The following is a 12,009-nucleotide window of genomic DNA, read 5'->3' on the forward strand; positions in this document are numbered from 1 at the left end:
TACCGACACCTTGTTCCTTCGGCATCGTTGCAGTTAGGGGCTATGAAGGCAGCGGAATCGGGGCAGGTGAATCGTGGACTAGTTGAGGAAATATTCCGCCACGTAAATGTAGGTGCCATCATAGGCGGTTGCCACGCCAAATCCGTGCTGAGGGCTAGGGTTTACCGGAACGTCGCGGTTGAACCAATTCAGGCGATCTTGTGCTTGCTGCTCGGTCAGGCGGTGAACGGAGCCTTGGCCCTCTTCCTTGTGATTTAGGCCGTGGGCTACCCCGCCCTTGTAATCGAGCTTGCCGGCGGCACCCTGATCGGCCCATTCCTGAGCAATAGCAGCCGCGCGCGCGTCCTTTCGGTGTCCAGCTTTTTCGAGGTGCGTGGAGGTGGCGGCACCCAATTCTCCTGCGACCTTAGGTGCGTGGCCTTCAGGCTTAGCCAGGAATTCCGGCAGCGGAATATTGTACTTTTCCGCAAGCTCATATGCTTGCGGAGGTAAGGTGAGACGAAAATCCTTCACCGCGGTTAAAGGATCAGAAGAAAGCTGCTGGGCCTGCGAAGATGCCTGCTGAATCTGCGGTGGCATTGCTGGTTGAGCGGAAGCCACACTGGAAGTTCCGGATACGACAAGAGCGGTGGACAGGGCGACAATGGATGCACGTTGAGAAAGCTTCATGTCTCTACCGTGCCATAGGGCCTAAGCTTTGGGAAAGGTGTTTCTGGGCTGCCCTGCCGATTCGATACAGCTTTGTTATGGTCCCTGTGCCTTTAAAGCAGTATCGATGATGGGACAATAACCCCACAGCAGATATATGTTTCTAAAAGGCTGCGAAAGGCTGTTGACTAATGCTGGACGTATTGACTGGGTTCGCGATCATTTTCGTAGTCATCGGTGTGGGGTTTGTGCTTGCACACAGGGGTGTTATTGGTAAAGGCGAGGCGCGACTGCAGTTCAACCGCACGGCATTTTGGGCGGCAACACCGGCGCTGATTTTCTCCAGTGTGGCTCAGTCTGATACCTCTGCCTTTGTGTCGCCGGTCGTAGTAGTAATTGCCGCAGCTTCCGTAACCACCATGGTTCTGTATTGGGTGTGCAGCCGGCTATTCTTTTCCCGCAGCGGTGCCGAAACTATGGCAGGTGCCGCAGCGGCTAGCTATTACAACTCGGTCAATATCGGCCTGCCTATTGCCACCTACGTCATCGGCGACGCCACCTACGCTATCCCAGCCCTAGTCCTGCAAATGGCGGTGCTCTCACCGTTTATAATTGCCGGGCTTAATGTGCAGGGCACAAGCTTACGTTCGATATGGAGATCCGTAGTCTCAGGGGTTACCGCGCCTGTGGTGCTGGCCGCGGTGGCAGGATTTATAGTCTCCGCCGCGGGGTAGCAGGTACCCGATGTGGCTATGCAACCGCTGGAGATTCTCGGTGGTGCGTCCATTCCAATGATCCTCATGAGTTTTGGCGCCTCGCTCAAGGGCGATGCGCTTTTGCAAGAGGATCGCCTGCCCACAATTACCGCAACCGTTTTGAAACTGGTGGGCATGCCCGCGATTGCACTCGTTGTGGGAGCTGCGTCGGGACTTGGTGGGACGGAGCTTTATGCAGCGTTGATTTTGGCGGCTTTGCCCACAGCACAAAATGTGTATAACTATGCCGCCACCTATGAGGTGGGGAAACCGTCGCTCGGGATACTGTATTTCTCACCACGTTCCTGTCGCTGCCCGCAATGCTAGCTATCGCCGCCATCTTTGGCTAGGTAGTACCTAGTAAATACCTACGTCGAGTGCTGCAAATTCACGTTGCAATTCTTCGGGGTCGATGTTTCTTGCTACGTCTGGTCCGGCAATGGCGGCAAAGCCGTCTAATACCGACGCCCCGTAGTTGTGGCCGTGGCCATCGGGAACATCTTTCGCACCGGGCAAATCGGCAGCTACTTGGAGGGAGGAAATTATTGGCATCCATTGCATGACGCGCTCGGCAGAATACGGGGTTCGCTCGCGCATCCAATCCGGCTCCTTGAAAGCCATCTGCGGCGACCACCAAGCTACAGGATCCGAAGGGTGTTGGATATAGAGCATGCGGGTACGTCCCCACTCTTCTTCCGGCACCGTTGCCCATTGGCGTACCTGCGCGGCATCGTTAGCAAAGCGCACCACAAGGCCGCCGGCGTATTCGGGGGAAATCTCGGAGGAGCCGGGGTCACGCCTTTCTACGAACTGGGTGCGCAGGCGATTGAAGTGCGGCGGGCCGGTAAGTAGGATTCCGTCCACGGAATTGGCGATATCGCGCACCCCGGAAAACGCCGCTTCAATACCCGTAGTTCCCAAAGACTCGCCGTACAAGTAGAGCTTCGGACGCTTTTCCTCCGGCAATCCATTCCACCAGTCCACAATAGGGTTAATGAACTCTTCTCCAGCGCGCTCGACTTGGCCACCGCCGGAAAGGAAATGTAAGGCCGAGGGCATCGCGGAGTATTGGGCAGCAGCAATGGCGGTATCGCCGCCGTAGAGCAGCTCAAAAGCTTGAGCGGAATAAGAAGACACCCAGCCTGTACCGGTGGTCATAATAAGGAGCAGGGCCTTGCGGTTTTGGGCGTGTGTGCGCTCGAGTTCGTCGATAAGCAGCTGTGCTCGCTCTTCATTACTGTCGCGGTTGCCTAGGCCAGCATAGGCGCGGATCGGTTCCTTTGCCGGCTTGCCCGTAACTTTTTCCAATTCCTTGCGGTGCGCGCCGGAGGATAGGAAGCGCGATCCCTGCAGGCCCACGCCATTCCAGTCCACACGAGAGTCTGGGGAGCCACTGCGCTCAGTGCTACTGGGACGCTTGCTGGCGGGATCAGGGTCGGCGTTTTGGGCAGTAAAGATTCTCTCGCCCACGCCAACGATGGCGCCTGGGATGAGGTTTTCCACGGCGTAGGTGCCAACCAGCGCCACGATAATCACCGCGCCCATAACGCGGTAGGCGGCGCGAAAGCGTTGAGGAAAGTGGCTAGAGAGCCAGCGCACGCTAAACCGCAGCACGCGCAGGACTAATAAAAAGGCTAAAAATACCGCGAGGGCGAGGGGGACCACCAGCACGTAGCTGGCAATGGTGGGTGCAGGTGTGGACAAGGCGGCTGCGAGTTGGCGCTGCCAACGCACTGCAAAAATCGCAAAGCCCACCATCCAGACCACAAAGGCGCCGGTGGCAATGCGCGAGACAAGGCGGTAGCGCCGAGGTGGCCACGTGGTGGCATCAAGCCAAGAATGCCTGGGAGCCGCATAGCGCACTACGAGTCGATACCAGACAAGCTTGAGCGCGATGCCCAGCATATAACCGAGCCCAGCGCCGATGCCGGAGACGAGTCCTTGATAGAGCCAATCGCGCGGCAGGATGGATGGGGTAAGCCCCAAGGTAAAAAGGGCAGCAGCGCCGATAATGCCCCACAGGTCGAGGTGGCCGGCGATATCGGCAATGCGGGCTTCTACCCTTCGAGCTTCTCCCCCAACTCCAGCCATTCCATCTCCAGTTCTTCGTAGGCGCTACGGTTTTCTTTCAATTCTGCGTCCAGCTCGGTTAAGGCTTGAGTGTCGACCTTTTCCGCGGCGGTCGCCATTTTCTCATTGATCTGCGCAGCCGCCTTTTCTAGCTTCTGCATTTTGCGCTCGAGCGCGTTCATCTTCTTGGTGATTTCACGCTCTTGCTGGGACGAAAGCTTCTTCTCTGGCTTCGGTGCAGCACTGTTTGCCTTCTTCTCTCCCAGGTTAAGCGCGCCGGTGCTTTGTTGTGCTTCGAATGCGGCGCGCTTGCGCAGGTACTCATCGATGCCGCCGGGCAGGTTGGTGAGTTTGCCATCGCCAAAAAGCGCATAGGTATTATCTGCGATGCGCTCGATGAGGTAGCGATCGTGCGAGATAACTACCATGGTGCCGGGCCAAGAGTCCAGGAGAGACTCCAGTTCCTGCAGGGTATCGATATCAAGATCGTTGGTGGGCTCGTCCAGCAGCAGAACATTGGGCTCGGCCATCAGTACGCGGGTGAGCTGCAAGCGGCGGCGCTCGCCACCAGAAAGATCTCCTACCGGCGTGCGCTGACGCTTGGCGGAAAAGCCCAACCGCTCGGCCAGCTGGGAGGCAGAAAGCTCCTTTTTGCCGAGCTGTACGTAGGTGGCGACGTCCTCGACGGCGTCGATAAGCCGGCGCTGTGGATCCAAGTCATCGAGCTCCTGGCGCAACCAGCCAAGGCGCACGGTTTGGCCCTCGATGCGCTTGCCGGCCGCGAGCTCGTATTCGCCGGCCAAGGTGCGCAGCAGCGTGGTCTTGCCGGAGCCATTGACACCTACCAGGCCAATACGTTCGCCAGGGGCTAGGCGCCACGTGAGGTGATCCACCAGGGTGCGCCCATCAGGGGACTTCACGGTGGCATCCTCGAGTTCAATCACCACGCGGCCCTGGCGCTGTTTAGAAAAGGCCATGAGCTCGACCTTGTTGCGCGGCTCCGGGACGTCGGCGATCAGCGCCTCGGCAGATTCAATGCGGTAGCGGGGCTTGGAAGTGCGGGCCGGCGCGCCGCGGCGCAGCCAGGCCAGCTCCTTGCGGGCGAGGTTCTTGCGGCGCTGTTCCATGGCATCGGCCTGGCGAGCGCGCTCGGCGCGGGCAAAGGTCCAGTCGTTATAGCCGCCTTCATAGGTATCTACCACGCCATCGTGGACCTCCCAGGTCCACGTGGCCACGGTATCGAGGAACCAGCGATCGTGGGTGACCACGACCACGGCTAGGTTGCGCTTGAGCAGGTGGTCTGCCAGCCACTGCACACCCTCCACATCAAGGTGGTTGGTGGGCTCATCAAGTACTACGAGGTCCAAGTCCTGTACCAGCGCGGCGGCTAGGTTCACGCGCCGCCGCTCACCACCGGAGAGTGAGCCCACCGGAGTATCCAATCCCAAATCTACGATACCCAGGCCTCCCAAGACATCGCGCACCTTGGCGTTCGACGCCCACTCATAGGTCTCCAGCTCGAGGGGCTCGATAATCACTTGAGCGATAGTGAGCTCATCGGGCAGGTCAAAGCGCTGGGTTACCACGGCCATGCGCAGATCCGAGGTATGGGAAACGCGCCCGGAGTCCGGCGGCTCGATACCGGTGAGTACCTCAAGCAAGGTGGTTTTACCGCCGCCATTAACACCCACAATGCCGATGCGATCGCCGCTTTGCACACCTAGGGATACCCCGTCTAGGAGGGTTTTTAATCCATAAGTTTTGCTTACTTGCTCGAGGTTAATCAGGTTTGCCATAACGAGGCTCCATCTTAATACCTTCCTGCGGGTACCCCCGCATCCCCTCTAACTATTGCTATTGGAATTCAGTTTCACTAATGTTTCTATGTATGAAGACCTACACACTTAGCCTCTGCGCAGTCCTCTCCACAGCGGCAATGACCATCGTTTCCTGCTCCGCCCCCACGGAAGAAGAAAAGGATTCCCTCCAGCCCCACGGCCACGCACAGAGCGAGGAAGACAATGCCCATGAGCAGGACCACGCTGGCCACTCACACGCAGGCTTCGAGGCCAAAGAAGGCGAGACCGAAGTGGCCCAGCTGCCTACACGCATCGTTATTTCCCATGCTGAAGGTCTAACGTCTTATGATGCCAAAACCGGAAAGGCCCTCAGCGAGGAAAAGATGAATGCCTTCCTACGCTTGAACGATGCCGGTGATAGCCGCCACGTCATGGTCACCAAGGGGGATAGCTTCCTTACCTTCGACACCGGACGCATCACCAAGGCCCACGGGGATCACAACCACTACTACACCGCGAAGCCCTCGCTTGGCGACGCCCCTATAAACGCACCACACGCCGGCCATGTAGTGCACCACGACGGCTTTACCGCACTATTTTCCGATGGCGACGGCGTAGCCAAAATTTACAAGACCGAGAACATAGGCAAGGACGATGCCAAGCCGGTCAATACCGTAGAGACTGCAGCGGCGCATCACGGAGTGGCCGTACCGCTCAAGGATGGCTCGGTGCTCATCACCAAGGGCACCGAGGACGAGCGCCACACCATCCAGCACTTAGATAAGAACGGCAAGGTTCTCACCGAGACCACAAAATGCCCTGGGGTACACGGAGAGGCTGCCGCCGGAAACGGCAATATCTTTTTTGGCTGCGAGGACGGCCCTGTGGTCTTCGACGGCAAGAAGTTCCACAAGGTTGACGCCTCCGCTTATGCTGGCGCAGGTGGCTACCAACGTTCCGGTAATGCCGCCGGATCCGAAGAGTCCGATGTTATCCTGGCTGATAATAAGACCGATAAGGACGCCGAGTTCGAACGCCCCACCTCCGTATCCTTGGTGGATACCAAAGACTTTTCAGCCAAGAAGGTAGATCTCGATGCCTCTTATTGGTTCCGTTCCCTAGCCCGCGGCCCCCTAGGCGAGGCGCTTGTACTTACCACCGACGGCAAGCTCAACATCATCGACCCAGATTCCGGTGAAATCACCAAGCAGATCGAGGCGATCTCCCCGTGGAAAGAAAATAAAGAGTGGCAACAGCCCGGCCCGATTCTGCAGGCTGCCGATGGCTATGCCTTCATTACCGACGCCCAGAAAAAGCAGCTCGTAGTCATTGACCTCCTTCAAGGAAAGGAGGTCAACCGCTTCGACCTCGGCCTTGAGCCCACTGAGATGACAGTGCTCTAATTACAGCACCACGGCGCCGCTGGCTGGGCCTTCGGTGGCCACGCCCTTGGTTCCAGGAACCTCTACCGTCACTTGGGAAACCACCTCCCTAGCCTCCTCTGCCCCAGCGCAGAGGAAGGCGCAGGTGGGCCCACTACCGGAGACTATTCCCTGCAGCGCGCCGGCAGCCATCCCCGCTTCCAAGGTCTTGCGCAGGTCTGGGCGCAGTGAGAGGGCGGCCGGTTGCAGGTCATTGTGCAGGTGCTGCGCCACACGCTCTGGGTCACCAGATATGAGCGCCTGCGATACCGCCGCGGTGTCCATATGCGGCTCGCCGCCGCGCCCCTTCTCGCGCATCTCATCCAATTTCTGAAACACTTGCGGGGTAGAAAGTCCGCGATCCGAGGCGATAAGCGCCCAATGGTAGGTCCCGCGCGCCATCATTGGGGTAAGTTGTTCGCCGCGCCCCGTGCCAAGTGCTGTGCCTCCAAGCAGGGTAAAGGGAACATCAGAGCCAAGCGCCGCACCGAGCGCGTCCAAGATCGGCTCGCCTACCGAGTCGATGCCGTAGTAGCCGCCATAGCAGCGCTCGGCTAAACGCAGCGCGGCTGCCGCATCCGCCGATCCACCCGCCATGCCTCCGGCGGTGGGGATGGCTTTGTGGATTTCCAGCGCTACCTCCGGCAGCGCCTTCGGCCCGTGGGTGGTGTACAGGTACTGCATAATGCGGTTGACCGCGGTCCAAGCTAAATTCGTATAATCCTCTGGAACGCCATTGGCGTGGGGACCTGTGACTGTGAGTCCTTGAATGCGCGGCTTATCCACCTCCGGGCTGCCTAAGTCCGTCAATGTCACCGTGTCATGCAGCTTCAGAGACTGAAAGACACTGGCAAGCTCGTGGAATCCATCCTCGCGCGGCTCGTCCACACCGAGGTGGATATTGACCTTGGAGTGAGCGCGCGCGGTATAGACGAATGGTTCTTTATCTAGCGGTGCGGACATTTAGATTCCTGCCAATCGTACGAAGTCCTCCACGGCAAGCTTTTCACCGCGCTGCTTAGGATCGATGTTCGCTGCTCGCAGCGCTTCCTCGGCGGCGGCTCCTGAACCAAAGTGGCCAGATAATGCCGCCCGCAGGGTCTTGCGGCGTTGGGCAAAGGCGGCGTCGACAACCGGCCACACCTTAGCCCGAGACTCATCGTTAACAGGCCAGGGGGCGGTATCGAAGACGTCTATGCGCACTAGCCCAGACTCGATATTGGGCGCCGGCCAAAAGACATTCTTGCCAATCGTGCCGGCTTTGGAGACCTTGCCATAAAAGCTCGCCTTGACGGAGGGAACACCATAAACCTTGCTTCCCGGCTGCGCAGCCAAGCGATCGGCCACTTCCAGCTGGACCATCACCAACACGCGACGAATGGAGGGGAATGTCTCCAGCAGGTGCAGCAGCACTGGGACGGCAACGTTATACGGCAGGTTAGCCACGAGGGCAGTCGGCGCTTCAACATCGGCAGCCGTTACGCGCAACGCATCCTTTTCCACCACACGAAGCCGCTCCGCAAACTCAGGCGCCCGCTCGGCCACAGTATCTGGCAACTGCGCAGCCAAGCGGGAATCAATTTCTACCGCGGTAACCTCATCTACGGCCTCGACCAAGCCCAGAGTTAGCGATCCGAGGCCTGGGCCTACCTCAAGGACGCGGTCTGTAGAATCCAGCTCGGCCGCGGCGACGATGCGCCGAATGGTATTCGGATCGTGCAGGAAGTTCTGCCCCAGCTTCTTCGTGGGAACAATGTCGAGCTTCTCCGCGAGGGCGCGGATTTCTACAGGACCCAAAAGCGCGGCGCCGGTGGAATCAGTCATGCTTCTAATTTAGTAGAAGAGATAAAAAGACCGCACACCACATAAGGTGTGCGGTCAGTAAGTCCTTCGGCTTAGCTCAGGCCCAGCTTGGCAGTACATGCCGGCCATGCGCCCCAGCCCTGTGCGGCTTGGACCTTTTCCGCCACGGCGATTTGCTGCTCGCGGGAAGCCTGCCATGCCTCTGGTGCATACTCGGTACCGCCGAATGCGGCCCAAGTAGACGGGGTGAACTGCAGGCCGCCGGAGAAGCCGTTTCCGGTATTAATAGCCCAGTTACCGGTGGCCTCACACTGGGCGATGGAATCCCATACGGAGCCATCTGCTACCGCCGGAGCAGCAGCACCGGAATTGCCGCCTTCATCCGGCTTTTCTTCCTCGGCCTTCTTAGTGCCGCGTGCAATAGTGGCCGCCTTGGGCTTTACGGTCACCTTTTCCTTGATGACGTCATTGGACTCCTTGGAGCCGTCCTTCATCACCAGCTTGTGGGTAATAACGCGCTTGCCCTTAACGCCTTCCTCGCGGACCTCTTCGGTGCCTTCCTCCAACTCTGGGTCGTCCACGAAGTTAGGCTCAGCGTCGAACTCTTCTTCCGAGTCATAGACGGTGGTAGAAACTTGGTCCACCTTGATGGACATGCCATCGGTGACCTTGGTGTCCTTTGACGGGAAGACGCGGTCATCATCGTCGACGTCAATATTGCGCGCCTTGAGCACGTCTTCGACGGTCTTAGCGGCAATCTTGGTGTAGGTGACCTTGCCACCATCATTGATCTTGACGATCTTCGGAGAAACAACCTCTAGGTCCATGCCCTCTTCCAGCTGCGCATCCTGGTCTACGTCAGAGTCACCGGACTTTACGGAAGCACCCTTAACCACGCCGCTCAAGTTACCCAGCAGGTCAGAAACGGTCAGGTCAGTGGTCGATAGCTGCTGTTGCACGCCGTCGATAGTTACGGCCACCGGCTTCGCGGTGCGTACGGAGATCTCATCTCCATCGCCCACGGACTCAGAGGGCGCTGGGGAGACGATATCTTCCTCGCTTACTTGGACACCGGCGGCTTCCAGCGCGCCGTCAACGTCCTTAGCAAAGGTGGCCAGCTCCACCTTGTCGCCGTTGATGTTCACGGTGACATCCTTTTGTGCTGCAACGGCTACCACGCCGCCGACGGCTAGGGTGCCCAATACTCCGCCCGTAGCCAGACGCAGGGGCAGCGAGCGGGAGTTATTGATGCGCTTAATCTGATGAGGTGACATGCTGAATAAATCTCCAGTAGTGCAGGTTTCAACAATTACAAAAGTTTAGGCCAGCAAAGAAGTCCACGCAGGCAATTCCCTTGCTCAGATCCGCTGCTGCCGCACCGCGGGTGGCGCTGCACGACCTTAGAACCTAAACGAACGATTAATAACGATACGATAACAGCAAGATAAAGTCGAGAGCTAATCCGCAACACACCTCACTAGACGCACAGCTGCCACACTAAACACCCAGGCCACCCCTGACCAGCGGGTTTCAATTTTGTGAGGATCGTCACCTAGGCGTTAACGCAGGCCGTAGACGCGGTCAAAGGTTTCATTTACCTCCGCTACGAGCGCCTGAACCGTTTGGTGGCGGGCGCGTGCGATGCACTCATATGTGTGCCCGATAAGAGCCGGTTCATTGCGCTGGCCACGGTAAGGCTCTGGAGTCATATACGGCGCATCAGTTTCCACCAGAAGCTGGCCAGCCGGCGCCTTAGCCGCTGCCTGCCGCAGCTCTGCATTGCGTTTAAAGGTCACGTTTCCTGCAAAGGACAATACGTAACCTCGCTCTAGGGCTTCCTCGGCTACCTTCAGCGGCGAAGAGAAGCAGTGCAGCATGACGGTGTCGGGAGCGGGGGCATCGGCAAGGATGCGCAGCAAGTCCGCATCCGCCTCCCGGTTGTGGATCATTAGCGTCTTGCCGTATCGCACGGCAAGATCAATATGCCAGCGCAGGGATTCCTCCTGCTGGACCATGGTCGCGGTAGTCTCCGGCTCGTGGTGAACCCAATAGGCATCGAGGCCGGTTTCGCCCACCGCGACGCAGCGCGGGTCCGCCACCATCTCCTCCAGCGCCACCTTGGTCGGCGCATCCAACTCATTGGCGCGTACCGGATGGATAGCGCAGGCAGCATAAACGTCTGGGAAGGCATGCGCGGTGGCCAACGCAGCGGCCGACTCGCGGCGATCATCACCAACTGTCACCATGCGGCCAATACCAGCCGTGCGCGCGCGATTCACCAGTACCTCATCGGTGTCCTTATGGGAAAACAGGTGCGTGTGCGCATCAACCAAGCCGTTTAAGCCGGGCTCCGGAACGGGAGTAGGACGTCGCTTCTTTTTAGCCATGCCCACAATTGTAATATTGGCTGCCATGTTGATCAGACCCGCCGGCCTAGCAGATGTGCCCGCCATGACGGATACCCTCAACTGGGCTATCGAGCACACAGACGTCATTTTCCGCGCGAGCCCCGCCAGCATCGCAGAGCGCGAAGACTACCTGCGCCACATCTGGGAGGAGGACTGCCCTTGCCTTATTGCGGAGTCTGATTCCGGTGATTACTTGGGCTGGGCGCTCTATCACCCTTACCGCGATCCGCGGGTGTGGACCGGCTGCTATGAGACCACCATCTATCTCTCGCCCACCGCGCAAGGACAAGGCGTGGGCACCGCGCTCCTCGGCGCCCTCGTTGAGGCAGCCCGCGCCGATAAGAAGGTGCATTCCTTGCTCGCACTGGTGGTTCCGACCAATGTGGCATCACTGAAGTTGCATGAAAAGTTCGGGTTTGAAAACGTGGGTACTCTTAAAGAGGTTTGCTACAAGTTCGATCATTGGCTTAGCCTCGCCCACCTACAACTTCTGGTGTAAAGGAATTTCTATGCATATCCGCCCTGCCGAGCTTGCCGACGCCCCCGCGCTCACCGCCATCTACAACGCCGGCTCCGCAGCGAAACCCGCCGCCAACCTGGTCACATGGCAAGAAGATGTGGCCGACCGCGAAGAGTGGCTCAAAGACATGTTTAAGGCCGGCTCCCCAGTCTTCGTTGCCGTGCACGATGATGAAATCATCGGTTGGGCGGCCTACTTCCAATTTGTGACCCCGGCCATCTACTACGGCACCGTAGAAGATTCCGTCTACATTGCCCCGTCCGCCCGAGGCAAGGGCGTAGGCTCCGAGCTTCTCGACGCCCTCATGGACTTCGCCGCCGACGATGCCTACGTGCAGACGATGATCACCTATATCGTCGATACCAACGAGGGTTCTATCGCCCTACATAAGAAGTTCGGCTTCACCGAGACCGGCCGCATGCCAAATATCCATACCAAGGATGGCGTCCGCCTCGGCTTGGTGCACCTCCAGCGCGATTTCGAGCGCTAATAGCTGCGATTTCTGCCTAGGTATCCAAAACAAGCACGAAGTTCCCTCTCTCGGCGTAGATATGGAGGTGCGTGCTTGTTTTGTCTACGCCGGAT

At 58.5% G+C, this 12,009-nt stretch carries 10 protein-coding genes and 1 pseudogene; 4 read left to right on the forward strand and 7 right to left on the reverse strand.

The genetic code is table 11. The annotated features are described in order from the left end of the window. Positions 1 to 78 precede the first annotated feature (78 nt). Positions 79 to 669 (reverse strand): hypothetical protein, encoded by a 591-nt coding sequence (locus L8V01_RS05490; RefSeq protein ID WP_269946133.1) that lies wholly within the window; start codon positions 667 to 669, stop codon positions 79 to 81. A gap of 170 nt (positions 670 to 839) precedes the next feature. On the opposite strand from L8V01_RS05490, the pseudogene L8V01_RS05495 reads away from it, so the two are divergent. Further along, positions 840 to 1,753: pseudogene (locus L8V01_RS05495) on the forward strand (AEC family transporter). A 7-nt stretch (positions 1,754 to 1,760) separates the two neighbouring features. On the opposite strand, the gene L8V01_RS05500 reads toward L8V01_RS05495, so the two are convergent. Beyond that, positions 1,761 to 3,494, reverse strand: a complete 1,734-nt coding sequence (locus L8V01_RS05500) for an alpha/beta hydrolase (RefSeq protein WP_269946134.1) — start codon at positions 3,492 to 3,494, stop codon at positions 1,761 to 1,763. Next, the gene (locus L8V01_RS05505; RefSeq protein ID WP_269946135.1) at positions 3,461 to 5,269 is read right to left on the reverse strand and encodes an ABC-F family ATP-binding cassette domain-containing protein; all 1,809 of its coding nucleotides are present in this window, start codon (positions 5,267 to 5,269) and stop codon (positions 3,461 to 3,463) included. Before L8V01_RS05505 ends, L8V01_RS05500 begins: the two co-directional genes overlap by 34 nt. 92 nt (positions 5,270 to 5,361) lie before the next feature. Between L8V01_RS05505 and L8V01_RS05510 the strand changes: the two genes are divergently transcribed. Then, positions 5,362 to 6,675, forward strand: coding sequence for a hypothetical protein (locus L8V01_RS05510; RefSeq protein WP_269946136.1), 1,314 nt, complete (start codon positions 5,362 to 5,364; stop codon positions 6,673 to 6,675). On the opposite strand, the gene L8V01_RS05515 is transcribed toward L8V01_RS05510, so the two are convergent. The 4 genes from L8V01_RS05515 to L8V01_RS05530 all read right to left on the reverse strand — a co-directional run bounded on the left by L8V01_RS05515 (position 6,676) and on the right by L8V01_RS05530 (position 10,910). Continuing rightward, positions 6,676 to 7,656 (reverse strand): 4-(cytidine 5'-diphospho)-2-C-methyl-D-erythritol kinase, encoded by a 981-nt coding sequence (locus L8V01_RS05515; protein WP_269946137.1) that lies wholly within the window; start codon positions 7,654 to 7,656, stop codon positions 6,676 to 6,678. Next, entirely contained in the window at positions 7,657 to 8,517 is an 861-nt protein-coding gene (rsmA, locus tag L8V01_RS05520; RefSeq protein ID WP_269946138.1) for a 16S rRNA (adenine(1518)-N(6)/adenine(1519)-N(6))-dimethyltransferase RsmA, read from the reverse strand. Between the two features lie 71 nt (positions 8,518 to 8,588). After that, positions 8,589 to 9,770 carry a resuscitation-promoting factor gene (locus L8V01_RS05525; RefSeq protein WP_269946139.1) on the reverse strand — a complete coding sequence of 394 codons (1,182 nt, stop codon included), beginning with the start codon at positions 9,768 to 9,770 and terminating at the stop codon, positions 8,589 to 8,591. Positions 9,771 to 10,055: 285 nt separating this feature from the next. Beyond that, positions 10,056 to 10,910 carry a TatD family hydrolase gene (locus L8V01_RS05530; RefSeq protein ID WP_269946140.1) on the reverse strand — a complete coding sequence of 285 codons (855 nt, stop codon included), beginning with the start codon at positions 10,908 to 10,910 and terminating at the stop codon, positions 10,056 to 10,058. Here L8V01_RS05530 and L8V01_RS05535 point away from each other — a divergent pair. Together L8V01_RS05535 and L8V01_RS05540 are read left to right on the forward strand one after the other, a co-directional pair. Beyond that, positions 10,909 to 11,403 (forward strand): GNAT family N-acetyltransferase, encoded by a 495-nt coding sequence (locus tag L8V01_RS05535; RefSeq protein WP_269946141.1) that lies wholly within the window; start codon positions 10,909 to 10,911, stop codon positions 11,401 to 11,403. The genes L8V01_RS05530 and L8V01_RS05535 overlap by 2 nt on opposite strands. A 10-nt stretch (positions 11,404 to 11,413) precedes the next feature. After that, a complete protein-coding gene (locus L8V01_RS05540) occupies positions 11,414 to 11,914 on the forward strand; it encodes a GNAT family N-acetyltransferase (RefSeq protein WP_269946142.1) in 501 nt (166 codons plus the stop codon). The last annotated feature ends 95 nt before the right edge of the window (positions 11,915 to 12,009 follow it).

The organism is Corynebacterium curieae (assembly GCF_027570035.1).
Taxonomy (GTDB): domain Bacteria; phylum Actinomycetota; class Actinomycetes; order Mycobacteriales; family Mycobacteriaceae; genus Corynebacterium; species Corynebacterium curieae.

What these genes read in the sequence shown, in the direction of transcription:
- L8V01_RS05490 (WP_269946133.1), bottom strand. Translation starts at nt 669, where the DNA reads ATGAAGCTTTCTCAACGTGCATCCATTGTCGCCCTGTCCACCGCTCTT.
- L8V01_RS05500 (WP_269946134.1), bottom strand. Translation starts at nt 3,494, where the DNA reads ATGGCTGGAGTTGGGGGAGAAGCTCGAAGGGTAGAAGCCCGCATTGCC.
- L8V01_RS05505 (WP_269946135.1), bottom strand. Translation starts at nt 5,269, where the DNA reads ATGGCAAACCTGATTAACCTCGAGCAAGTAAGCAAAACTTATGGATTA.
- L8V01_RS05510 (WP_269946136.1), top strand. Translation starts at nt 5,362, where the DNA reads ATGAAGACCTACACACTTAGCCTCTGCGCAGTCCTCTCCACAGCGGCA.
- L8V01_RS05515 (WP_269946137.1), bottom strand. Translation starts at nt 7,656, where the DNA reads ATGTCCGCACCGCTAGATAAAGAACCATTCGTCTATACCGCGCGCGCT.
- rsmA (WP_269946138.1), bottom strand. Translation starts at nt 8,517, where the DNA reads ATGACTGATTCCACCGGCGCCGCGCTTTTGGGTCCTGTAGAAATCCGC.
- L8V01_RS05525 (WP_269946139.1), bottom strand. Translation starts at nt 9,770, where the DNA reads ATGTCACCTCATCAGATTAAGCGCATCAATAACTCCCGCTCGCTGCCC.
- L8V01_RS05535 (WP_269946141.1), top strand. Translation starts at nt 10,909, where the DNA reads ATGTTGATCAGACCCGCCGGCCTAGCAGATGTGCCCGCCATGACGGAT.
- L8V01_RS05530 (WP_269946140.1), bottom strand. Translation starts at nt 10,910, where the DNA reads ATGGCAGCCAATATTACAATTGTGGGCATGGCTAAAAAGAAGCGACGT.
- L8V01_RS05540 (WP_269946142.1), top strand. Translation starts at nt 11,414, where the DNA reads ATGCATATCCGCCCTGCCGAGCTTGCCGACGCCCCCGCGCTCACCGCC.